The organism is Enterococcus sp. DIV1283b (assembly GCF_051710965.1).
Lineage (GTDB): Bacteria > Bacillota > Bacilli > Lactobacillales > Enterococcaceae > Enterococcus_B > Enterococcus_B lactis.
The window spans coordinates 1,185,142-1,207,717 of record NZ_JBIOLR010000001.1 but is presented as its reverse complement, the minus strand read 5'-3'; the positions used below and the strand labels follow the sequence as shown (position 1 = coordinate 1,207,717).

The 22,576-nt window shown below is 38.8% G+C and carries 22 protein-coding genes and 1 other annotated feature; of the genes, 4 read left to right on the top strand and 18 right to left on the bottom strand.

Going from position 1 to position 22,576, the window contains the following annotated elements; translation table 11 throughout:
• Positions 1-102 precede the first annotated feature (102 nt).
• The 6 genes from IGJ53_RS05995 to rpsB all read right to left on the bottom strand — a co-directional run bounded on the left by IGJ53_RS05995 (position 103) and on the right by rpsB (position 5,085).
• Positions 103-903 (bottom strand): phosphatidate cytidylyltransferase, encoded by an 801-nt coding sequence (locus tag IGJ53_RS05995; RefSeq protein WP_002308898.1) that lies wholly within the window; start codon positions 901-903, stop codon positions 103-105.
• Positions 900-1,712 carry an isoprenyl transferase gene (locus IGJ53_RS05990; RefSeq protein ID WP_002314807.1) on the bottom strand — a complete coding sequence of 271 codons (813 nt, stop codon included), beginning with the start codon at positions 1,710-1,712 and terminating at the stop codon, positions 900-902. The genes IGJ53_RS05995 and IGJ53_RS05990 overlap by 4 nt, the downstream gene beginning before the upstream one ends.
• A 194-nt stretch (positions 1,713-1,906) precedes the next feature.
• The gene (gene frr / locus IGJ53_RS05985) at positions 1,907-2,464 is read right to left on the bottom strand and encodes a ribosome recycling factor (RefSeq protein ID WP_002293875.1); all 558 of its coding nucleotides are present in this window, start codon (positions 2,462-2,464) and stop codon (positions 1,907-1,909) included.
• A gap of 2 nt (positions 2,465-2,466) precedes the next feature.
• On the bottom strand, positions 2,467-3,189 hold the full coding sequence (pyrH, locus tag IGJ53_RS05980) for a UMP kinase (RefSeq protein ID WP_002293877.1): 723 nt from the start codon (positions 3,187-3,189) through the stop codon (positions 2,467-2,469).
• A gap of 135 nt (positions 3,190-3,324) precedes the next feature.
• Positions 3,325-4,206, bottom strand: a complete 882-nt coding sequence (tsf, locus tag IGJ53_RS05975) for a translation elongation factor Ts (protein ID WP_002293878.1) — start codon at positions 4,204-4,206, stop codon at positions 3,325-3,327.
• Positions 4,207-4,302: 96 nt separating this feature from the next.
• Complete coding sequence (gene rpsB, locus IGJ53_RS05970; protein ID WP_002293880.1) at positions 4,303-5,085, bottom strand: 30S ribosomal protein S2; 783 nt, start codon at positions 5,083-5,085, stop codon at positions 4,303-4,305.
• A 358-nt stretch (positions 5,086-5,443) separates the two neighbouring features.
• Between rpsB and IGJ53_RS05965 the strand changes: the two genes are divergently transcribed.
• The 3 genes from IGJ53_RS05965 (at position 5,444) to phnX (ending at position 8,012) form a co-directional block, all read left to right on the top strand.
• The gene (locus tag IGJ53_RS05965) at positions 5,444-5,923 is read left to right on the top strand and encodes an arginine repressor (RefSeq protein ID WP_010732408.1); all 480 of its coding nucleotides are present in this window, start codon (positions 5,444-5,446) and stop codon (positions 5,921-5,923) included.
• 219 nt (positions 5,924-6,142) lie between these two features.
• Positions 6,143-7,234 (top strand): 2-aminoethylphosphonate--pyruvate transaminase, encoded by a 1,092-nt coding sequence (gene phnW, locus IGJ53_RS05960; protein ID WP_010732407.1) that lies wholly within the window; start codon positions 6,143-6,145, stop codon positions 7,232-7,234.
• Positions 7,227-8,012 carry a phosphonoacetaldehyde hydrolase gene (gene phnX, locus IGJ53_RS05955; RefSeq protein WP_010732406.1) on the top strand — a complete coding sequence of 262 codons (786 nt, stop codon included), beginning with the start codon at positions 7,227-7,229 and terminating at the stop codon, positions 8,010-8,012. Before phnW ends, phnX begins: the two co-directional genes overlap by 8 nt.
• A gap of 180 nt (positions 8,013-8,192) precedes the next feature.
• Here the strand turns inward: phnX and argS are convergent, their stop codons facing one another.
• The 4 genes from argS to arcA all read right to left on the bottom strand — a co-directional run bounded on the left by argS (position 8,193) and on the right by arcA (position 13,707).
• Positions 8,193-9,884, bottom strand: coding sequence for an arginine--tRNA ligase (gene argS / locus IGJ53_RS05950; RefSeq protein ID WP_002308891.1), 1,692 nt, complete (start codon positions 9,882-9,884; stop codon positions 8,193-8,195).
• A gap of 76 nt (positions 9,885-9,960) precedes the next feature.
• Positions 9,961-10,158 (bottom strand) — a binding site (T-box leader).
• 147 nt (positions 10,159-10,305) lie between these two features.
• The gene (arcC, locus tag IGJ53_RS05945; protein ID WP_002313642.1) at positions 10,306-11,253 is read right to left on the bottom strand and encodes a carbamate kinase; all 948 of its coding nucleotides are present in this window, start codon (positions 11,251-11,253) and stop codon (positions 10,306-10,308) included.
• Between the two features lie 114 nt (positions 11,254-11,367).
• Positions 11,368-12,387 (bottom strand): ornithine carbamoyltransferase, encoded by a 1,020-nt coding sequence (gene argF / locus IGJ53_RS05940; protein ID WP_002288437.1) that lies wholly within the window; start codon positions 12,385-12,387, stop codon positions 11,368-11,370.
• A gap of 90 nt (positions 12,388-12,477) precedes the next feature.
• On the bottom strand, positions 12,478-13,707 hold the full coding sequence (gene arcA, locus IGJ53_RS05935) for an arginine deiminase (protein ID WP_002400354.1): 1,230 nt from the start codon (positions 13,705-13,707) through the stop codon (positions 12,478-12,480).
• A 460-nt stretch (positions 13,708-14,167) separates the two neighbouring features.
• Between arcA and IGJ53_RS05930 the strand changes: the two genes are divergently transcribed.
• Entirely contained in the window at positions 14,168-14,869 is a 702-nt protein-coding gene (locus IGJ53_RS05930) for a Crp/Fnr family transcriptional regulator (RefSeq protein WP_002400355.1), read from the top strand.
• Positions 14,870-14,931: 62 nt separating this feature from the next.
• On the opposite strand, the gene IGJ53_RS05925 is transcribed toward IGJ53_RS05930, so the two are convergent.
• From IGJ53_RS05925 to galE, 8 genes are all read right to left on the bottom strand, one after another.
• The gene (locus IGJ53_RS05925; RefSeq protein WP_010732405.1) at positions 14,932-15,621 is read right to left on the bottom strand and encodes a CpsD/CapB family tyrosine-protein kinase; all 690 of its coding nucleotides are present in this window, start codon (positions 15,619-15,621) and stop codon (positions 14,932-14,934) included.
• A gap of 377 nt (positions 15,622-15,998) precedes the next feature.
• Positions 15,999-17,015: a tRNA (adenosine(37)-N6)-threonylcarbamoyltransferase complex transferase subunit TsaD gene (tsaD, locus tag IGJ53_RS05920; RefSeq protein WP_010732404.1), complete on the bottom strand. Its 1,017-nt coding sequence runs from the start codon at positions 17,013-17,015 to the stop codon at positions 15,999-16,001.
• Positions 17,012-17,476, bottom strand: a complete 465-nt coding sequence (rimI, locus tag IGJ53_RS05915; protein WP_010732403.1) for a ribosomal protein S18-alanine N-acetyltransferase — start codon at positions 17,474-17,476, stop codon at positions 17,012-17,014. Before rimI (IGJ53_RS05915) ends, tsaD begins: the two co-directional genes overlap by 4 nt.
• A gap of 6 nt (positions 17,477-17,482) precedes the next feature.
• Entirely contained in the window at positions 17,483-18,025 is a 543-nt protein-coding gene (rimI, locus tag IGJ53_RS05910) for a ribosomal protein S18-alanine N-acetyltransferase (protein ID WP_002334782.1), read from the bottom strand.
• Positions 18,009-18,731: a tRNA (adenosine(37)-N6)-threonylcarbamoyltransferase complex dimerization subunit type 1 TsaB gene (gene tsaB, locus IGJ53_RS05905; protein WP_042956958.1), complete on the bottom strand. Its 723-nt coding sequence runs from the start codon at positions 18,729-18,731 to the stop codon at positions 18,009-18,011. The genes rimI (IGJ53_RS05910) and tsaB overlap by 17 nt, the downstream gene beginning before the upstream one ends.
• Positions 18,732-18,924: 193 nt before the next feature.
• Positions 18,925-19,905, bottom strand: coding sequence for a LacI family DNA-binding transcriptional regulator (locus IGJ53_RS05900; protein WP_010732401.1), 981 nt, complete (start codon positions 19,903-19,905; stop codon positions 18,925-18,927).
• A 23-nt stretch (positions 19,906-19,928) separates the two neighbouring features.
• Positions 19,929-21,413, bottom strand: coding sequence for a UDP-glucose--hexose-1-phosphate uridylyltransferase (gene galT, locus IGJ53_RS05895; RefSeq protein ID WP_010732400.1), 1,485 nt, complete (start codon positions 21,411-21,413; stop codon positions 19,929-19,931).
• Positions 21,414-21,424: 11 nt separating this feature from the next.
• Positions 21,425-22,414: a UDP-glucose 4-epimerase GalE gene (gene galE, locus IGJ53_RS05890; protein ID WP_010732399.1), complete on the bottom strand. Its 990-nt coding sequence runs from the start codon at positions 22,412-22,414 to the stop codon at positions 21,425-21,427.
• Between the last annotated feature and the right edge of the window lie 162 nt (positions 22,415-22,576).

The window sequence follows — 22,576 nt, the reverse complement described above, 5'->3', positions numbered from 1 at the left end:
TAATTTTACCATAGTATACCTAAGACACCAATAGTATCAATAAAATGAGAAACAAAAACCTGCGTCTTTTATGAAAATCACAAAGAAACGCAGGTATACTTACTAAATAATGCCAAATAAATGCATGATAGGGAATACAAACAGCAAGCTATCGAAACGGTCTAAGATTCCTCCGTGGCCCGGTAAGATATTTCCTGAGTCTTTCACATCATAATGGCGTTTGATTGCTGATTCGACCAAATCGCCAAATTGTCCGACTGCCGAAAAAATAATCGTCATCAGAAGCATGACAAACATACCATGATTGAATAGTTCTTTTGCTGGATACAACAATAGATAAAGAAATGCGACTACAACAGCACTTCCAATCCCACCTAGTGCGCCTTCAATCGTTTTGTTCGGTGAAATATCCGGACTTAACTTGTGTTGTCCATAACGACGGCCAACCATATAAGCACCAATATCAGTTGCCCAAACGATAAACAGACCAAAAATCAAAACAGCTAAACTTTCTGTTCGTGCATTGACGAAATTCTGGAAGCCTATTCCTACATACAAACTGACAAGCACTGGGAAACCTGCTTCATCAATCGTATACGTATTTTTAGAAATAACTGACGTCCCCAACAGGATCATAACGATAAGATAAAATAGCATAAATGTACTGACGTTCTCTGGAAGAAAGAAGAACCATCTTTCTTTTGGCAAGACAAGGAGCACTGCACCAATAGCGGATAAAACTCCTTCAAAACTTAGGAGAGTCAATCCTTTCATCCGGAAAAGCTCATAAACTCCTACCACAGCTAAGACTGCTGCGGTAAGCTCAACCGCTATGCCCCCAATCCATATAATCGGAATAAACAAGACAAGCGCCACGGCTGCTGTGATTACGCGTTGTTTCATGACTGATCCCCTTTCTCATTTTCTGTTTTTTTTACACCGCCGAATCGACGATCTCGATTTTGATAAGAGGCAATTGCTTCTTCAAGATGCGCACCGTCAAAATCAGGCCAAAGTGCTTTTGTAAAATACAATTCACTATATGCAATCTGCCATAACAGAAAATTACTGATCCGCTCTTCTCCGCTTGTACGGATCATCAACTCAGGATCTTGTAATTCTTTGGGCAAGAAACCTGTCATTAGATGGTTGGCAATCACTTCATCATCGATTTCTTCTGCCTGTATTTCTCCCTTTGCTACTTCTTCAGCAATGTTTTGGACTGCAGTAACGATTTCTGCTCTGCTTCCGTAATTCAAAGCAAAATTTAACACCATTCCGGTATTGTCTTTTGTTTGCTCAATTGCACGTTTTACAGCGTCTTGCGTGTGTTCTGGTAACACGTTCTCATACCCCATGACATGGACTTTGACGTTTTCTTTGATCAATTCTGGTACGAACGTATCAAAAAAGTCGACAGGTAGTTGCATGAGAAAACTTACTTCATCTTTTGGACGCTTCCAGTTTTCAGTCGAAAAAGCATAAAGCGTCAATACTTTCACTCCAAGCCTTGATGCTTTCTTTGTGACTTTCTTTACTGTTTCCATACCTTCTTTATGGCCAGCGACTCTCGGCAAACGCCGGTTTTGCGCCCAACGACCATTGCCGTCCATGATGATGGCAACGTGTTGAGGAATTGGTCCATCGGCATTAAATTGAAATTCGCTTTTTTCTTGAATATATTTGTTTTTTTGCGGAAAAAAACGTAACATTCTTTTTCCTCCTATACTTAAAAGATTCCCACTATCTTAAGTATTATAGCAATATCTAAACGTTTTTCCTATGAAATCATTGTTTTTTTATTTAAAAACTGAATAATTTTTTCTTTTTTTAATCTTTAAATAAAAGAAACATAAATAAAAACAGAGGAAGCGGAATGATCCGCCCCTCTGTTTTTATGGTTTTATTAAACTTCCAATAATTCTTTTTCTTTATCAGCAGCGATCTTATCTACTTCTTTAATGCTGTTATCTGTCAATGTTTGTACGTCTTTTTCTAATCCGCGCAAATCATCTTCGGTAATGTCACCATTTTTTTGTTGTTTCTTATATTCATCGATCGCATCACGACGGATGTTACGAATCGCGATTTTTGCATTTTCTGCTTCTTTTTTCACATCTTTAGCTAATTCTTTTCTGCGTTCTTCTGTCAGTTGCGGGATAACCAAACGAATAACATTTCCATCATTGGTAGGACTGATTCCGATATCACTTGCCATAATAGCTTTTTCAACATCTTGAAGAATGCTCTTATCAAAAGGCGTGATCATTAAAACACGTGCTTCTGGGATTTGGATTGACGCCATTTGGTTCAATGGAGTTGGTGCACCGTAGTAATTCACAGTGATTCGATCCAAAAGGCTAGCATTCGCGCGGCCTGCGCGGATTTGCCCAAGTTCACGTTGAAGATTTTGTGCTGCTTTTTTCATTTTTTCTTTTGCTTCTGTCATAATTGCATCTGCCATTTTTATTTCCCCCTTACAGTCGTTCCGATATTTTCGCCTAAGATTGCCCGGCGAATATTTCCGTGTTCATTTAAATTGAAGACAAGCAATGGAATGTCATTATCCATGCTTAGTGAACTTGCAGTTGAATCCATGACTTGTAGTCCTTTAGCAATAACTTCCAGATGAGTCAGTTCTTCAAATTTTACTGCATTTGCATCTACTTTCGGATCAGCAGAATAAACACCGTCTACATTGTTTTTAGCCATCAGGATAACATCTGCGCCGATTTCTGCTGCGCGTAATGCTGCTGTTGTATCTGTCGAGAAGTACGGGTTGCCGGTACCGCCCGCAAAAATAACAATCCGTCCTTTTTCTAAATGACGTTCTGCTTTACGGCGAATGTATGGCTCTGCGATTTGACGCATTTCAATCGAAGTTTGCACGCGTGTCGGTACACCCACGTTTTCCAACGTATCCTGTAAAGCTAAGGCATTCATAACTGTAGCTAACATACCCATGTAATCAGCTTGAGCGCGTTCCATGCCCATTTGTGCTCCGATTTGTCCGCGCCAGATATTTCCGCCGCCCACAACGATTGCCATTTCAACGCCCAGTTCATGAACTTCTTTGATTTCTTGGATGATTTCTTTGATTACTGGTGGTTTGATTCCAAATCCTGCATCCCCAGCTAAAGCTTCTCCACTCAATTTTAAGACTACACGCTGATATTTCGGTGTGACCATGTTCATTCCTCCAATATTTTCTATTGCCATTTTACCATACTTAGATGATTTCGACACGCTAAGCCTGGTTTTTCTTGTTTTGCTTAAAAAAAGGGAGCGCACAAAGCGTGCGTTCCCGTCTGTCATTCAACAGAATTATTTTTTCACTTGGCTCATAACTTCTTCTACAAAGTTATCTTCGCGTTTTTCGATACCTTCGCCAACTTCGAAACGTACGAATGTTTTAACAGTTGCGCCTTTTGAAGCAACGTATTTTTCAACAGTCATATCAGGATCTTTAACGAATGGTTGGTCAACCAAAGCGATTTCTGCTTTGAATTTCTTCAAGCGTCCTTCTACCATTTTTTCAACGATATTCGCTGGTTTGCCTTCGTTCAATGCTTGTTCTGTAAGAACAGTTTTTTCATGTTCTAATTCAGCTTCTGGAATTTGTGATTCGTTTACATAGCGAGGATTGATAGCTGCTACGTGCATAGCTACGTCTCTTGCAACTGTTTCATCTGTTGTTCCGTCTAGAACAGTCAATACAGCAATACGTCCGCCCATATGCAAGTATCCGCCAAATGCAGCATTGTCGTCTTTTTCTACAACTTCAAAGCGACGGAAGCTGATTTTTTCTCCGATAACTTGAGTTGCTTCGATCAAGTCAGATTCAATCGTTCCTTTATCTGTTTTGATTTTCATTGCAGCTTCCATGTCTGCTGGTTTGTTTTCAGCAACAAGTTCTGCGATTTCTTTTACTAAGTCTTGGAACATTTCATTTTTAGATACAAAGTCTGTTTCTGAGTTTACTTCAACGATTGCTGCAGTGTTACCTTTCACAGCAACTGAAGCTAATCCTTCAGCGGCAATGCGGTCATTTTTCTTTGCAGCCTTTGCCATTCCTTTTTCACGTAAAAGATCAACTGCTTTTTCCATATCGCCTTCTACTTCAACTAATGCTTTTTTCGCATCCATCATTCCTACGCCAGTCATTTCGCGTAGTTCTTTTACCATTTTAGCTGTAACGTCTGCCATGTTTAACTCCTCCTGTGTGTTCTTTTTAAAAAAAAGCTGCTTCAAAGGAGAGTGAGGCTTGTCGCCCAGCCTTTGAAACAGCTCCATCATTCAAAATTATTCTGCTGAAGAATTGTCGCCTTCAACAACATCTACGATTTCTTCGATTGATGTTGCTGTGTTTTCTTCTGTGAAATCTTCTTCAACTACTTGATCTTCACCTTGGTTTCCTTCGATGAAAGCATCAGCCATTTTTGAAGTAATCAATTTAACGGCACGAATTGCGTCGTCGTTTGAAGGGATTACTACGTCGATTTCATCTGGATCGCAGTTTGTATCAACCATAGCTACGATTGGGATATTTAATTTGTGTGCTTCTTGAACAGCAATACGTTCTTTACGTGGGTCAACGATGTACATTACATCTGGGATTCTTGGCATATCAGCGATACCGCCTAAGAATTTTTCAAGACGTTCGCGTTCTTTGTTCAAACCAGCAACTTCTTTTTTAGGTAGAACTTCAAAAGTTCCATCTTCTTCCATTGCATTGATTTGTTTCAAACGGCTGATACGTTTTTGGATAGTATCCCAGTTTGTCAATGTTCCGCCTAACCAACGATGGTTAACGAAGTATTGTCCTGCACGAGTTGCTTCTTCTTTGATTGCTTCTTGTGCTTGTTTTTTTGTACCTACGAATAATGCTACGCCGCCTTCTTCAGCAACGCTCTTCATGTAATCATAAGCTGCATCTACTAATTTAACTGTTTTTTGTAAGTCAATAATGTAGATTCCGTTTCTTTCTGTGAAGATATATTTCTTCATTTTTGGGTTCCAGCGACGAGTTTGGTGACCAAAGTGTACGCCGGCTTCTAGTAATTGTTTCATAGAAATTACTGCCATGTTTGTTTCCTCCGATTTGGTTTTATTTTCCCTCTTCTTATCTTCTACCTTGCCGGCAAACTTTTTCAAGCACCTACCGACAATCCAATAAGAATGTGGATTTGCTGATGCATAAAGCACCCTCAGCTATTATACAGACAAAAGATCCGTATCGCAAGAGCAAATGTACTTTTCTGCTCAACATTCAATAGTTTACCTGAAAGACAAAAAGAATTCAAGAAAAACAGTAGATTTCTCTTTGTTTCTTTATTCTCTTTTTTCCATAAAATAATTTTAGGTGTAAAAGACGAATATTATTGGGCAATCCTTCTTTTTTTTGTTATGATACATGTGAAATCTTTCGTAAAGGAGAAAGAAAATGCGCAAAGCTCAAAGACATTTGCTGATTAAACAAGTCATTGAAGAATTCCCGATCCGTACGCAAGAAGAACTATTAAACAAACTTGGGCATTATGGCGTTACCGCAACGCAAGCAACGATTTCTCGAGATATCCGTGATTTGAAAATCGTGAAGGCACCTGATGAAAACGGTATTTCCCGCTTTGTGTTGTTTCGCGAAAAAGGTACTCCTGATACTAGGACTGAAGAAGAGGATCGGCTGATTCAAATGATCGAAGACATTGTGTTGAAAGTCGAACGAGTCCACTTTTTGACAATCGTTAATACCTTGCCAGACAATGCTCATTTATTTGCATCTGTTTTAGATGAGATCAAGCCTCCTCCTATCGTCAGTACGATTGCTGGATTTGATACGATTATGATCATCTCAGAAAATGAGGAGGATGCAAAACGAGTAGAAGAATTTCTTCACCATCCGACTGAAGTATCACTTTTTTAATCAGAGCACGTGTTCCTAATAAGGAATGCGTGTTTTTTTATTTTCAATATTTTCCTTGTTAAATAAACCTTTACACTCTTTACAAAAATACATCAGTTTTTATTTAAACTTTTCATAACTTTGATTAAATCACAATACTCATCATTTATATTGGATGTTAGCAAGAGCAGAGTCTTGCTCTTTGTGTATGTCAATAAAAAAGAAATGAAAGGAAATCGCATGTATAAATTATTAACGCCTGGACCATTAACGACTTCTGAAACAGTGAAAAAAGCTATGCTGACCGATCATTGTACCTGGGATCAAGAATACAAAGAGATGACACAATGGATAAGAAAAAAATTGCTGCAACTTGCTCAAATACCGGAAGAACTATACACAACGGTCTTGATGCAAGGCAGCGGCTCCTTTGGGGTAGAATCTGTTTTAAGTTCTGTGATCAGACCAGATGATACTTTGCTGATTTGTTCAAATGGCGCATACGGTCAACGAATGGTTGCCATGTGCAAATGTCTGCAACTAAACTATGCAGTTTATGAAGTACCTGAACACCAAATCCCCCAAGCACATATGATTACACAATTGATTGAAGAGAATCCGTCTATCTCCGCACTTGCAATGGTCCATAGCGAGACTACTTCCGGTATTTTAAATGATTTGGAAGAAATTGCTGCTGTCACACAGGAAAGAGACATTTTGTTTATAGTGGACGCGATGTCCAGCTTTGGTGGGATACCGATTCATGTAGCGGAACTAGGGATCGATTTTTTGATTTCCAGCTCAAACAAATGTATTCAAGGTGTTCCAGGTTTTTCTTTTGTACTTGCTAATAAAGCGGAACTAGAAAAGCGAAAAAATGTGAGTCGAAGTTTGTCACTTGATCTGTATGACCAGTACCGCGTGATGGAAAACGAGAATGGCAAATGGCGTTTCACTTCCCCTACTCATACGGTTTTGGCTTTTCAACAGGCATTGAAGGAACTAGAGCTAGAAGGAGGGATCGAAACTCGATATTCACGTTATCTCGCCAATAATCATGTGCTACGACAAAAAATGACAGAGATGGGGTTCCAGCCTTTCATCCAAGAGTATCAGGGGCCATTCATTACCTCTTTTCTTTACCCTAAAGACTGGCGATTTGATTTCAATCATTTCTATCAGCATTTAAAACAAAACGGATTTGTGATCTATCCTGGGAAAATCAGCGATCATGAATGTTTTCGTATCGGTAATATTGGCGAGATTTATCCAGAAGACATTTCAGAACTAACAGCAATTATCAAAGACTATAAGGAGAACATTAATGATTAAAACTGTAATTTTTGATTGGGCAGGAACAACTGTGGACTTTGGCTGTATGGCTCCTGTCCACGCTTTTAGAAATGCTTTTCTAGAAAAAGGGATCCAACTGACTGACAAAGAGATCCGCGAACCGATGGGAAAATTAAAATGGGATCATATCCAACAGCTTCTTTCCCTCCCTTCTGTCAAAGAACAATGGATAGCGATTCACGGACAACTACCTCAGGAAAAAGAGGTGGAGGAATTGTATCAGCAATTTGAACATTATCTGTTTAAAGATTTGGCCCAGCATTCTACCTTGAAACCCGACACATTGGAAACGATCGAACGGTTAAGAAGCGCTGGAATCAATATTGGTTCCACGACTGGATTTACTGCTCCTATGATGGCAATCGTAGCAGAAACCGCAAAAAAAGAAGGGTATTCACCAGACTTCATGGCAACTTCTGAAGACGTCGAAGGATATGGACGACCATTTCCTTATATGATTCATAAAAACATACAGTATTTCAAAAACAAGTCGGTTGATGAAGTAATCAAAGTCGGAGATACGGTCTCAGATATCCAAGAAGGGAAAAATGCAGGGGTGTTTACAGTAGGTGTGGTTGAAGGTAGTTCGCTGATGGGACTTTCTTATGATGCATACCAACAAATAGAGATGGAGGAAAAAGATTGCTTAAAACAGTCTGTTGCTCTTAGGTTCCAACAAGCTGGCGCTGATCTTTGCGTAAATAACTTGAAGGAGTTAACAGAGTACATTTTGTACGCTGACAAGAATCCAGAATGACTTTTATACAAAATAAGAGCTGTGACAAAAATATTGTCACAGCCCTTATTTGCGAATAAACGGTGTTCTCCTGCCAACTCCTCGGTCACAAGTCACAATGTCCAACAAACATGAGAAGCTGTTTTTTGAAATTGTTCCTTGTGACTCGGGGCTGAACACTGATTTCACATTCTTTTTTTCTTACATCTTATCTGGTGCATGAAGTCCTAGCAAACGAAGATCTTCTTTCAATAATACAGTCACTGCATACACTAAAGCTAAGCGTGCTTCTTTTTGTTCATCGTCAGCTAAAATCTTCGTATGAGCATAGTATTTGTTGAATGCCTGTGCTAATTTGATTGCATGTTTCGCAATCACTGAAGGTTCATATTTTTCCCCAGCGGATAAGACTGTTTCAGGATATTTTTGAACCAATTTGACTACTTCCCAGCTGATATCGTCATTCAACGCATAGTCTGCTGTTTCTGAAGGGACGAATCCTGCTTTTTCCAACAGACTGACTGCACGAGCATGTGTATATTGCACATAAGGTCCAGTTTCTCCTTCAAAACGAACGACTTCTTCTAAGTTAAAGTCAAATGTATTGAGACGATCGTTTTTCAAATCATGGAAGATGACTGCCCCAACCCCTACTTGTTTAGCTACAACATCTTTGTTTTCTAAATCAGGGTTTTTCTCGCTGATCTGTTCTTTAGCAGATTGGATTGCTTCATTCAATACTTCTTCTAGTAAGACGATTTTTCCTTTACGAGTTGATAATTTTTTACCACCTTGTGTGATCAAACCAAATGGGATATGGTGCATATCGTCAGACCAGTCAAAGCCCATTTCCTTCAAGACAGCTTTCAATTGTTTGAAATGATAACTTTGTTCATTCCCTACTACATATAGAGATTGTTTGAAGTCATAGGTACGTTTACGATACAATGCGGCAGCTAAGTCACGTGTGATGTATAGTGTCGCGCCATCTGATTTCTTGATTAATGCTGGATTCAAGTCGTAAGCAGAAAGGTCAACGATCTCCGCACCTTTATCTTCGTTCAGCAAATGTTTTTCTTCTAAAAGTTCGACGATTTCATCCATTTTGTCATTATAGAAAGCTTCACCGTTCAATGAATCAAACTGTACTTCCAGTAGATCATAGATTTTGTTGAATTCTTTCATCGATTCATCACGGAACCATTGCCACAATTGGATAGCTTCTTCATCGCCTTCTTCTAGACGTTTGAACCAAGCACGAGCTTCTTCATTTAATTCTGGTTCTGTTTCAGCTACTTCATGGAATTGGACATACAAACGAAGCAGTTCATTGATTGGCTCTGCTTTGACCGCTTCTTCTGAACCCCATTTTTTGTAAGCAACAATCAGTTTTCCGAATTGCGTGCCCCAGTCACCTAAATGATTGATGCGGATTGGCTGGTATCCGATTTTTTCCATAATGAAGCCAATCGAATTACCGATAACTGTCGAACGTAAATGTCCCATTGAGATTGGTTTTGCAATATTTGGAGAAGACATATCGATCGGTACGGTTCCTTGATTCCCGATATTGCTATCCCCATAATGTTCTTTTTCTTTCACTACTGTTTGCAAAACTTTTTTGCTGATAAGTTCTTTATTCATGAAAAAGTTCAAGTAAGGTCCAACCACTTCGATTTTTTCAAAGTTGGCAGAGTCGATTTTTTCTGCTAAATCTGCAGCGATTTGCTGTGGCGCTTTTCGGTAAACTTTTGCTAATGAAAAGGCTGGAAATGCCACATCCCCGTGTTCGGCTGATTTTGGATTTTCTAGTAATTGTTCGACTTGCTCAAGTGTCAAATCGTCTTTGACAACGTCATAGACGGCTTTTGCGACAAGATCTTTATTATTCATCTTTATTCCTCCTAAAATACTCTCTTATTTGTTCAACAAAAAAAATCTCTAATGACGACATACTTAGTATGCCATCATTAGAGACGAGATTTCCCGCGGTACCACTCCAATTGTCCTAAAAAAGGACCAGCTCCATCTGATATCGGTAGACGACCGTCTGTTTAAAACAGAATTCTCCAAGTGCGCTTCGTTGTATCTCCTTCATTCGGCTTCCACCACTTCCGAATTCGCTAGCCAAGAATGATACAAGTACTCTCTTGTTCAACAAATCTTAATCTTATTAAACTTTCTTGAATTATATCAGAAAAAAAAACGAAAGGCTAGTCGTTTCTAATAAAAAAACAATCCAGATGGCCTAAAGGAGAAGAAATACCACCTGGATAGTTATAAATCATTTCGTAAATACGAAAGATTTAACAAATTAATCAGCTACGATAATCGTTCCTTCTTCAGAAGCTAAAAGATTTTCGATATTTTCTAAAGAAGTGATGATTGCCTTAGCGTTCGGTTTTGCTTCAACAAATGCAATAGCTGCTTCTACTTTCGGAAGCATGCTTCCTGGAGCGAACTGTTTTTCATCAATGTATTGTTTCATTTCTGAAACAGTAACAGTTTCTAGTTTCTTTTGATCCGGTTTTTGGTAATTGACATACACATTGTCTACACCTGTCAAAACGATCAGCAAATCCGCATCGATGATTTCGGCTAATTTTTCTGAAGCAAAATCTTTATCTATCACGGCTTCTCGCCCTTCTAATCCGGTCGCTGTTTCTACAACAGGAATCCCGCCACCGCCGACAGACACCGTGATAACTCCTTGTTCGACTAGCGTTTCGATGACACGTGCTTCTTTAATCGAGATTGGTTTAGGGGAAGCGACTACTTTTCTCCATCCACGTCCAGCGTCTTCTTTGAATGTCACAGTAGAATCAGCATTCATTTGTTCTTTCGCTTCTTCTTCCGTGTAGAATGGGCCGACTGGTTTACTTGGATTTTTGAAGGAAGGATCATTTTCATCCACAATGACTTGAGTGACTAAAGAAACTACATCTTTATCGATTCCTTTTTCCTTCAGTACTTCACCCATCGCGTTTTGGAGCCAGTAGCCGATTGACCCTTCCGTCATTGCGACACATGTATCTAAAGGCATTGCTGGTGTTTTCTCAGAATCAGCAGCTTGCTGCTGAATCAATAGGTTGCCGACTTGCGGACCATTTCCGTGAGAGATGATTAATTCATCTCCTTGTTCGATAAATTTCACTAAATACTTTGCTGTTTCCATTAACGCTTCTTGTTGGGCTTTTGCACTTGCATCCGTAGACAAGATGGCATTGCCTCCTAAAGCGACAACTACTTTTCGTTTGGCCATTTCATTCGTCCTTTCTTCAGTTCTCCTGAATTTTCTAGATAACAAAACGAGCCAGCGTTTTGTGATTTTCCCTCAATGCTGACTCGTTTTTTCGTGAGATGAATGTGGTTATGCTTAAACGCGAGGGATAAACAAGTTACCTAATGTTGCTGCCATGATTGCTTTGATTGAATGCATACGATTTTCTGCTTGGTCAAATTGACGAGCATATTTGCTGCGGAAGACTTCATCTGTTACTTCCATTTCAGTGATGCCAAAGCGTTCTTTCATTTGTTCACCGTAAACAGTGTTTGTATCATGGAAAGCTGGTAAGCAGTGCAAGAAGATCAAACGATCTGTATTGTGTGTTTTTTCTACCATTTCCATATTGATTTGGTAAGGTTTCAATAATTTGATCCGTTCTTCAAATTTATCTTCTTCACCCATTGATACCCATACATCAGAATAAAGAACGTCTGCTCCGTCTACACCTTTATCAACATCGTCGGTAATCATCAATTGTGCCCCTGATTTTTCAGCAAAACCTTCTGCCATTTTGACGATTTCTTCTTCAGGTTGTAATTCTTTTGGTGCAACGATACGCATGTTTGCTCCCAAAATTGCACCTGTTACTAATAAAGAGTTAGCCATATTGTTTCGACCATCTCCACAGTATGCAACAGTGATACCTTCTACAGTTCCAAAGTTTTCTTGGATAGTTAAAAAGTCAGCGATCATTTGTGTTGGATGCCATTCGTCAGTCAAGCCATTCCAAACTGGAACGCCAGAGAATTCTGCTAGTTCCTCTACCATTTTTTGACTGAATCCACGGAATTCGATTCCGTCAAACATACGACCTAACACTTTAGCTGTATCTTCTGTTGATTCTTTTTTACCTAATTGGATGTCATTCGCACCTAGGTATTCAGGGTGTGCGCCTAGATCGATTGCTGCAGTGGTAAATGCAGAACGAGTACGTGTAGATGTTTTTTCAAATAAAAGTGCGATATTTTTTCCTTCTAGATAGTGATGTGGGATCCCACGTTTTTTCAAGTCTTTCAAGTGTTCTGAAAAATCGATCAAATATTGTAACTCTTCTTTTGTAAAATCTTTTTCTGCTAATAAACTTCTTCCTTGGAATACTGATTCTTTCATATTAAACATTCTCCTTTAGATTGTTTTTATTTAAGATTAAAGAGGAAATCCTGACGTCAGCTGACAGTAAGACTGCCGTCAGGTTATAAACTACTTCAAGTCTTCACGGACAAGTGGTTGACTCATGCAACGTGGACCGCCACGACCTCGTGACAATTCACTTGAATTGATTTCCAACACTTTGATACCATAGCTACGAAGCAATTCGTTCGATACGTAATTCCGATTGTAAGTGACTACGACACCTGGAGCGATTGCCAATGTATTGGATCCGTCATTCCATTGTTCTCTAGGGGCAACGATCTCATCCCCATTACCAGTTGGAATCAACACAAGATCATCTAATCCAAGAGCAGCTTTCATCGTTTCGTGTAAGTTATCTGAATGAGTGATCTTGATATCCTCACCATCTGGTTCGATCGTAAAGACATCCATCTTACCGTCTTTACTTTGGATTGCTGGATGGATAGTGAATTTGTCATGGTCTACCATTGTGAATACGGTGTCCAGATGCATCATTGCACGGTTGTTCGGGATTTTGATTGCTAATACTTTTTCAAATCCTGAATTTTTTGCGAATAGATGGCGTGCTAATTTTTCTAAAGCTTTTGCATTTGTTCGTTGAGAAATCCCAACTGCTACTACTTTATCGCTTAAGATTAATTCGTCTCCACCTTCGATATGATCTGGATTTTCACGATCCAACCATACTTCGATCCCTTTATTGGCAAATCTTGGATGATGTTTCAAAATATATTCTGTAAACATCGATTCACGACGACGTGCTTCAAAAGTCATCTTATTGACGGTCATCCCATTTCCCATTGATGCGGAAGGATCGCGTGTAAAGTACAAGTTTGGCATTGGGTCCATGTAAAATGGATAGTCGTCGTCTGCTGAAAGATCATACAAGCTGCTAGAACGTACTTCGATATCTTTTGTACGTACTCCAGCCATGATTTTATCTACCATTTCTTGTGTTTCCATTGATAGAAGGAACTCATGAAGACCATCTCTTACTGCATTCGATACGATATGAGATTCATCCAACATTTTATTCAAGAATTGTTCTTTGACGTTGCCTGCGTCAATCGCTTCTGCTGCTAATTTTTCCAAGTAAAGAGTTTCGACGCCTTCGTTTTGCAAGGTCTTTGCAAAGTTGTCATGTTCTTCTTGAGCAATTGGAAGATATGGAATATCATCAAACAACAGACGATCCATAATATCTGGTGTCAAATTTTCCACTTCTTGTCCAGGCCGTTTCAGTAAAACTGTCTTTAATTTCCCTATTTCAGAGAAAACGTGAATAGGTTTATCCATGTTGTGTTGCCTCCTTCTTTTTGATTACATGTATAGGATAGCTCCCTTTTGTAATCACTTTCATAATTTTGTCTCATTCAAAATGAGACATCCCTCACATTAATATTCGATAATTAAATAATTAAACGTTTTTCTAATTTTAAGCGTAATTTATTCATTTTTTATTCTGTATACACTTCCAAAAAAATATTTATTCATCTAAAAAATTTTTTTGAATAAATTAAAAAAATAAACTATACTAACATTGTTAGCGTTTGCTATATGTATTATTATTGTTTTTTATACATAAATGTTTCTCTTCAAAATAAATTATTCAATGTGAATGTATATTTTTTACATAATAACAAATTTTATTTGTAAAGTATTAAAACTTATGTGTAATCCAGATGTGTTAAAACTTTACAAATTCTTTAAAAAAAGTAACAATAAATATAGTGAACAATAAGGAGAGGACTTTTTAATGCGTGTTAATAAAATCGATTTTCACTTTTCAAAACTCAGATATCAACCTGATTTTGAACATTTCTCGGATGAAGAGTTCCAACAGATCAAGGAACATACTGTTCTTCGTTCCTATAAGAAAGGACAAATCCTTTTTGATGATGGAGATCCTAGACAACGGTTATATATCTTGACCAAAGGACTTGTTCGTTTAGAACGTTACGATGAAAGTGCCACCTATTATTATTATGATTACGTGACTACCAATAACCTTTTTCCTATGTCAGGAATGTTCGGAGAAGAGACCTACACTTATACAGCTCAAGCGATGACTGATATCGAAACTTTCTATCTTCCTGTTTCCTACTATGAAAAATTAGCACGAAAAAATCCTGAACAACTGATCTATATGATCCAAAAAATTTCTAAAGTAGTCGAAATACATGAGTTACGTATCCAAATTGGATTAACCTCCAGTGCTTTTGACCGAGTGAAACAAAATCTATTCATTTTGAAAGAAGAACTTGGCGTACCAACAGAAGACGGCCATATCACCATTCCTTATCCAATTACCTTAAAAGAATTAGCAGTGAATAGCGGCACGACACGTGAAACTGCTGGACAAGTAATCAAACAACTACGTGATTCAGGATTGTTAGATTATCACAAAAAGCATTTTACTTTCTGTAAGACCGCTACTACTCCAGCTATGAGAGAATAACGCGACAAAAATAAACAGCGATCCTGATATTTATCGGAGTCGCTGTTTATTTTTTGTTTCGTCTATTCAAATGATTGGTAATAATAAGTGAGATCACTCTCTTTTTTTGTTCCATTGTAAACTACACCTAATATATTTGCTTTTGCAATCTGCAACAGTTCTTTCGCTTTTACCAACTCTTGTTTCTTTGTCTTTCTTTCTCTGACAACAAGTAGCGTCCCATCCGTTTTTGCTGCAAGGATTTGAGCATCCGTTACAGTTGCTACCGGAGGCATATCAAAGAGGACCAGATCAAAGTCAAGTATCAGTTCCTCTATTATCTCTTCCATTCTTTTCGTCCCTAAAACTTCCGAAGGATTCGGCGGCTTTGGACCACTGGGCAAGACCCAAAGATTTTCTATATGTGTTTCAGTTATGTAATCGTCCGCTATCCGTTCACGCTCACTAAGTAAATTACTCAATCCTTCATTATGCGGCAATTGAAAAGACAATGCTACAGTTGGTTTCCTCAAATCGGCATCTACAAGTAAGACCTGTTTTCCACTATTTGCAAAAACTACTGCTAGATTAGCGGCAGTAATAGATTTTCCTTCATCTGGGCCGGAAGAAGTGATGACCAATGTATTCAATTCCCGATCAATCGCTGCAAACTGGATATTAGACCGGATCGTTCGATATTTCTCGGCAGTAATCGATTGATCAGCTAGTGCAACTAAAGGAACCGGAGAGGCAGCTATTTTCTTTTTCTTCATATTCTCTCTACTTTCTTTTTTCATTTTGTATTCAGACTTTCTATGTACACGAATAAATCCTATGATTTATTGAATTAATCATAGCACAGGAAAAAAACGAACACAATTTATATAATAACTATTTTTTATTATATAAAATAGCATAAAACGTTTTGAAAATAAGCTCTAATAGAAATTTAAATAACACATACTATTAAAAGTAGACAAAAAAATAGGGTTGTGAAAAAAATCTGTCACAACCCTTATTACAATAAATAGTGTTCAAAAGCTTGCATCTACGGTAATAAGTTCAACCAAGTCAAAAACATGTGAAGCTGTTTTTTTCTTTGCTGTTCTTATAACTTGATGCAGGGCAGCTTTTTCACACTCTCTTTCATTTATTCAGATAAAACCAAGCTTGGATCAGCATTCAACTGATAGCTGGCAAAATTTCTTTTTTTCATTTCCACATGTGCTGCTGCTCCAATCATTGCGGCATTATCTCCACAAAGTCTCAGAGGCGGAATCACTAATTCTACTTCAGGGAGTTTAGCTGACAGAGCAGCATGCAATCCTTCACGCAATCCTTGATTGGCCGCTACACCTCCAGCTACAACCAGTTGCTTGACTGGATAATTTTGACACGCTCGAAGTGTTTTAGTAATCAATACATCAATCACGCTTGCTTGAAAGCTAGCTGCTAAATCATTTTTGTCTAGATCTTCTCCACGCTGTTGTGCATTATGCACCAAATTGATAAATGCACTTTTTAATCCACTAAAACTGAAATCATAATTATCTTCATGGATCATCGCTCGTGGAAAATGATAATTATCTTTTCCTTGATGAGCTAGCTGATCGATTTCTTTTCCGCTTGGATAAGAAAGACCTAAGACTCTTCCAACTTTGTCATAAGCTTCTCCTGCTGCGTCATCTCTTGTCTCCCCAATGATTTCATATGATCCATCTTCTTGCATATAGACTAATTCTGTATGTCCTCCGCTAACAAGAAGTGCCATCAATGGAAACTGGAATGGTTTGACCAGACGTGCGGCATAAATATGACCTGCCATATGGTTCACAGGAATCAGCGGCAATTGGTGTGCCCAAGCAAAAGCCTTAGCTGCAGAAATACCAATCAACAAAGAGCCGACGAGTCCAGGCCCATAAGTGACAGCGACTGCCGATAAATCTTTTGCCGATACACCAGCTTCTACCAGTGCATCTTCCAAGCATAAGGTTATTTGTTCTACATGATGGCGGCTAGCTACTTCAGGCACCACTCCGCCAAAACGTTTATGACTGTTTATTTGGGAAGCAACGATGTTAGATAAGATCTCTGTTCCATTTCTAACGACCGCTACACTCGTTTCATCACAACTTGATTCAATTGCCAGAATCAATTCTTCATTCATTTTATCGTCTCCGTTTTTAACTTTCTGCTCATAATGATCGCATCTTCTGTCGGATTGCGATAATATGATTTCCGTTTACCTAATATACGGAACTTTTCTGATTCATAAAGTTTTCTTGCTGCTTCATTAGACAGACGTACTTCTAAAAAAACATGCAGCGAATCTTTTATTTGTTCCGCAATCAGCAGATGTAGTAAATGCCGTGCATAGCCTTTTCCTTGTTCTGAAACTGCAACAGCGATATTTGTGATTTCGACTTCATCCATTACTTTCGAATACCCGACAAAACCACAGATCTGGTTATCTTCAACTATAAGCAGATAATCCGTGTGGGGCTGTTGGATATCTGTCAAAAACTGCATCTTCGTCCAAGGTGAGCCATATGGGTAAGCATTTTCGCTAATTGCCCATACGCATTCTGCCAAATATGCTTCATCAAAATCTTTTTTTCTGCAAATCAACTAATCTCACTCATTTTCTAAAATTTTTATCATATCCAACGCATCTTCTTTTGTTTCAGTGTAATATCTTTTTTTGATCGTCGTTGCTTGAAACCCTAATTTCCGATAAAGTCTTTGCGCATCCTGATTACTCATACGTACTTCCAATGACATCGTCTCACAGCGATTCATTATAGCAAAGTTCTCGATTTCGTCAATAAGCAGCGAACCGATTCGTTTACGCTGATATGCCGGTCGAACAGCAATATTCGTGATATGACAATCTAAGCCGAACGCCCTTGAACCGACAAATCCGATCATTCTTCCATTATCAAAGATCCCTAAATATAGATGAGGGAGCGGTGACTTCAACTCTGACATAAAAGCACTTTTTGTCCATGGCAACTCGCCATTATAGACTTCTCGTTCGACATCCAACAGCTCTTTGATATCTTCTATAGTCAATTCTCTTAGTATATAGCGACGATCGATTTGTTCGATTGTTTTTTCTGTATAGATCATTTTATCTTGAAAAAGACTTCTAGCATATGCTTTAAATTTTTTCAACATAGCTTTCGTCTCCAGGCGTGTGCGTCTCTAACCATTTCTCTTCAGCTTCTACTCGTTTTAAATAACGAGGGAGAAAAGCTTGTTTATCTGCAGCTGGTTCATCCAACGCACCTAATTGAGCCACAGTCACACCACTTGGGATATCCCATGCTGGAACTGTATTAATCATCGCATCAGGCAGCATTTCTTTTATTTCAGAGATGAATTTATGACAATCACTCCCAACGAAATAAATAGCTTCATTCAGCTCTTGTAGTTGTGCAAACAAATCAGAAGCAGCAATATGTACATCTTCCAGTACAGTTTCTAATCTATTTTCTTTCCAGCGGTATGCCCCAGCATAGACATTTTTTCTTCGAGCATCGAACATGGGCACAATCATTTTATTCACCCCGACACAATTAGCCGCGATGGCTTTTAGGCTAGATACTCCTATTAGCTCTTTATCTAGTGTATAAGCAATCGTTTTCGCTGTCGTTACACCTATACGAAGTCCGGTATAAGAACCGGGACCATCAGAAACCGCGATTCGGTCAATGTCTTGGGGACTCATTTGAAGATCTGCAAACAATTGGTCAATGGCAGGCATCAGAGTCACACTGTGGTTGCGTTTGATATTTGTCTGTATTTGCCCAAGAATTTGTTTGTCTTCCACCACACCGATCGCCAAAGTTTGATTTGCAGTATCTATTCCTAATGTAATCATATATTTGATCCTTTCTGCTATAACATTCTTGCCTTCCATTGTAGCATACTTTTTTATTCCAATGATGAAAATATCAAAGGCAAAACTAGTACAATGATACATGATTATCTGCTGACCGGCAAATCTAGTTTCTTTCTTACATACACAAAAAAAGCTGCGGTATCACGACACTTTACCACAACTTTTTCTTTTTTTATTTCGTCGACTCTCGAACAATCAACTCTGTTTCCACAATGATTTTTCTTGAAACTGGTGCTTTGGAATTACTTAGTTGAAGGATCGTCTCCACTGCTAGCTCTCCCATCCATTCCGTATAAACTTTCACAGTAGAAAGAGAGGGTGTTACATATTTCGCTACACTGACATCGTTGAAACCCATCACGGAAATATCTTCTGGCACCGTTAAACCTGTTTCTTGAATCGCTTTCAGCGCGCCAATCGCTAATGCATCATTAGCCGCAAAAAGTGCATCAGGAATCTGCTCATTTGTTTTTAAATATTTTTTAACCGCTTGATAGCCTGACTCGACAGAAAAATCTGCTTCGATAATTGACCCTTCGTCGTAGCCTTTTTCTGCTAAAACTTGTTGGAATGCCATGATTCTAGGATCCCTTAGTCGCTGATGGTTTTTCTTTGTATATTCTGTTCCAGCAAGCATCGCGATATGTTGTGCATCCTGGGAAACAAAGTGCTCAATGACTTTTTGAACACTCGACTTAAAATCGACAACTATAGAATCGATTCCTTGAGAAGTGCCATCAGAATCTACCAGAAGTAGGGCTTGTTGAGATTGTTTCAAATCCAACAGCTGAGCTTCATCGAATTTCCCTAATGCGATCGTTCCATCCGCTGGACGCTCACTAATGGAATCCCACGTTTCTTTCAACAAAGTAACGTTTGCTTCTTCTGCCTTTTTTTCGATTCCTAAACGAATAGACAAATAATAAAGATCTTCAAGTTCTTCTGTATCATCGTACCATTGGATCAGACGAAGGGTTTGCTTAGCATTTGCTGCATTTTTGCGGTGCTTCGTATAATTCAAGCGTTCCGCTGCTTCAAAAATTTTTTGCTTTGTGGCTAAGCCGACGGAAAGTTCAGGATCGTAGTTGAGCACTCTTGAAACAGTAGCAGGAGAAACTCCTGCCAACTGAGCGATGTCTTTAATTGTTGCCATTTGTCTCTCCTCCTTTTTTCCGTTTATAAAATCGCAGTAAACCGCTCAAACGCTGCTTGACCTTTTTCATCTCGCTTGAATACTCCAGCATCTTCCAAGACACGAGCAAAAACCTGACCTACAGCTTTTTGTACAACATCAGTGACCGCATCTTTCGTCAAATCAGGATGCTCTTTTTTCAACTGTTCTGCCCATGGACGATGGTATTTAGCCATCTGGTTTTCTTCTCCCAATAAGAACCGCTCTACTTCTGCTAGTTCCGGTTTCAAACGAGGTGGTAAAACAGCAAGCCCCATTACTTCGATCAATCCAATGTTCTCTTTCTTGATATGTTGGACATCTTTATGCGGATGAAAAATACCATCAGGATGTTCATCTGAAACATTATTGTCTCGAAGGACAAGGTCCAGCTCAAAATAATTGTCCCTTCTTCGTGCAATTGGCGTAATCGTGTGGTGTGGTGTACCATCTGCTGAAAAAGCCCGGATTTCTACTGTTTCATCCGAATATTCTTTCCACTTTTCCAACACTGAATTGGCTGCTTCAATCAGCAACTCTTTATCTGTTGATTGCAAACGGATCACAGACATCGGCCATTTCACAACTCCTGCGATGACTTGTGGATAATCTGCTAATTTGATGAGTTTTTCTATTGGTGCTTTTGCCATAGGAAATTCATGACGTCCTGCCTGATAATGATCATGAGAAAGAATCGATCCTCCAACAATCGGCAAGTCAGCATTTGAACCAACAAAGTAATGAGGCAAGACTTCAGTAATCCGAAGCAGTCTAACAAATGTTTCCTTTGAAATTTTCATTGGGCGGTGCTGCTCTGATAAAATGATCGAATGCTCATTGTAATAAGCATAAGGAGAATATTGGAATCCCCAGCTTTCACCATCTAGATTCATTCGAATGATTCGATGATTGGTGCGGGCTGGATAATTCAAGCGACCTCTATATCCTTCGTTTTCCATACACAACATGCATGTAGGATAATCTACTTTGGCTGCCTCGCGTTCTGCCGCAATTTGTTTTGGATCTTTTTCTGGTTTAGATAAATTGATCGTGATTTCTAATTCACCATATGCTGACTCTGCTGGAAATTTGATATTTTTAGCGATGGCTCTTGTTTTGATGTAATCATTTTTCTTACTTAAATCAAAGAAATAATCAGTTGCTTCCTCTGGACTTTTCGAATAATGCTGTGCAAAGAATGCATTGACAACGGAAGGCGGCGGTGTAAGAAAATCCATCAATTGTGCTTCAAAAATCTCTTGTTCTGCTGGTAATTCTGAAAGAACACCATTTTCTCTTGCCTTAGCGACAAGCTGGTCCAATAAGTCTACTGATTCTTCCTTAACTGGTCTTACTTCGACGCTTTCTAGAGCGTCTTCTCCTACCATCCCTAAAAGACGATTCTGTAAATATAAGCGGTCCATTTCCATCCATCCGCCAGCTTCGATCGCAAGTGTGGCAAAATCACAAATCGTTTGACTGATTGACATATCTCATTCCCCTATTCTTCATAACCATTTGGATGGCTGACATGCCAATCCCATGCTGTTTTGATAATTGCTTTGATATCTGTGTATTCAGGTTTCCAGCCCAGAATCTCTCTCGCTTTTTCACTTGAAGCGACTAATCGGCTAGGATCTCCAGCTCTTCTTGGTGCTATTTCTGCCGGGATTTCTTTCCCTGTCACTTCTCTAGCTGCTTCTAACATTTCTTTGACCGAGTACCCTTTATTACTGCCTAAATTGAAGAAGTTGCTTTCGTTTCCTTCTTTCAAGTATTCCAAAGCTAAAATATGTGCGGCAATCAAGTCTTCTACTTGAACATAATCTCTAATACATGTTCCGTCTGGTGTATCGTAATCGTCTCCATAAACAGCCAATGCTTTTCTTTGACCAAGAGCTACTTGTAAAATGATTGGGACAAGATGCGTTTCTGGTGTATGATCTTCTCCGATAGATGCATCTGCTTTTGCTCCGGCTACATTGAAGTAGCGCAAAGCGACATAGCGCATGCCATACGCTTGGTCACACCACTTCATCATTTTTTCCATCATCAATTTGCTTTCACCATACGGATTTTTAGGATTAGTTGGTGTATTTTCCGTGATTGGAGACTCTTTCGGCTCTCCATAAGTTGCTGCAGTAGAAGAGAATACGATTTTATTCACGTTGAACTCGTGCATGACTTCAAGTAAGATTTGCATACCGTATACGTTGTTGTTGAAATACATCAATGGTTTTTCGACAGATTCTCCTACTAAAGAGCTTGCAGCAAAATGGATTACTCCTTCAATCGGTTCCTTTTCAAATACGGAACGTAGAAATTTTTTATCCCGAATATCTCCTTCATAAAAATGAGCATCTGGATGTACTGCTTGTTTGTGACCTGTGAGTAAATTATCTACCACAGCGACTTGATACCCTTTTTGAACTAGCTGGTCTACAGCGTGCGAACCGATATAGCCGGCTCCGCCTAGTACTAAAATTGTCATAAAAAACACTCCTTTGATTAGTGAAATTGTGTTTGTTGATTCTATATAATTTAAAAAACGAAGTCTACTTTTATGGTGGAAAAAAAGAAAGTAAAATTTCGTAAATTTATCTGGTAAATTTATAATAAAACATTTAGTAAACATTTTCAAGGATTTTTTGCA

Coding starts and splice junctions, on each gene's coding strand:
- IGJ53_RS05995 (WP_002308898.1), bottom strand. CDS start 903: ATGAAACAACGCGTAATCACAGCAGCCGTGGCGCTTGTCTTGTTTATT.
- IGJ53_RS05990 (WP_002314807.1), bottom strand. CDS start 1,712: ATGTTACGTTTTTTTCCGCAAAAAAACAAATATATTCAAGAAAAAAGC.
- frr (WP_002293875.1), bottom strand. CDS start 2,464: ATGGCAGATGCAATTATGACAGAAGCAAAAGAAAAAATGAAAAAAGCA.
- pyrH (WP_002293877.1), bottom strand. CDS start 3,189: ATGGTCACACCGAAATATCAGCGTGTAGTCTTAAAATTGAGTGGAGAA.
- tsf (WP_002293878.1), bottom strand. CDS start 4,206: ATGGCAGACGTTACAGCTAAAATGGTAAAAGAACTACGCGAAATGACT.
- rpsB (WP_002293880.1), bottom strand. CDS start 5,085: ATGGCAGTAATTTCTATGAAACAATTACTAGAAGCCGGCGTACACTTT.
- IGJ53_RS05965 (WP_010732408.1), top strand. CDS start 5,444: ATGCGCAAAGCTCAAAGACATTTGCTGATTAAACAAGTCATTGAAGAA.
- phnW (WP_010732407.1), top strand. CDS start 6,143: ATGTATAAATTATTAACGCCTGGACCATTAACGACTTCTGAAACAGTG.
- phnX (WP_010732406.1), top strand. CDS start 7,227: ATGATTAAAACTGTAATTTTTGATTGGGCAGGAACAACTGTGGACTTT.
- argS (WP_002308891.1), bottom strand. CDS start 9,884: ATGAATAATAAAGATCTTGTCGCAAAAGCCGTCTATGACGTTGTCAAA.
- arcC (WP_002313642.1), bottom strand. CDS start 11,253: ATGGCCAAACGAAAAGTAGTTGTCGCTTTAGGAGGCAATGCCATCTTG.
- argF (WP_002288437.1), bottom strand. CDS start 12,387: ATGAAAGAATCAGTATTCCAAGGAAGAAGTTTATTAGCAGAAAAAGAT.
- arcA (WP_002400354.1), bottom strand. CDS start 13,707: ATGGATAAACCTATTCACGTTTTCTCTGAAATAGGGAAATTAAAGACA.
- IGJ53_RS05930 (WP_002400355.1), top strand. CDS start 14,168: ATGCGTGTTAATAAAATCGATTTTCACTTTTCAAAACTCAGATATCAA.
- IGJ53_RS05925 (WP_010732405.1), bottom strand. CDS start 15,621: ATGAAGAAAAAGAAAATAGCTGCCTCTCCGGTTCCTTTAGTTGCACTA.
- tsaD (WP_010732404.1), bottom strand. CDS start 17,015: ATGAATGAAGAATTGATTCTGGCAATTGAATCAAGTTGTGATGAAACG.
- rimI (WP_002334782.1), bottom strand. CDS start 18,025: ATGTTGAAAAAATTTAAAGCATATGCTAGAAGTCTTTTTCAAGATAAA.
- tsaB (WP_042956958.1), bottom strand. CDS start 18,731: ATGATTACATTAGGAATAGATACTGCAAATCAAACTTTGGCGATCGGT.
- IGJ53_RS05900 (WP_010732401.1), bottom strand. CDS start 19,905: ATGGCAACAATTAAAGACATCGCTCAGTTGGCAGGAGTTTCTCCTGCT.
- galT (WP_010732400.1), bottom strand. CDS start 21,413: ATGTCAATCAGTCAAACGATTTGTGATTTTGCCACACTTGCGATCGAA.
- galE (WP_010732399.1), bottom strand. CDS start 22,414: ATGACAATTTTAGTACTAGGCGGAGCCGGCTATATCGGTTCGCACGCT.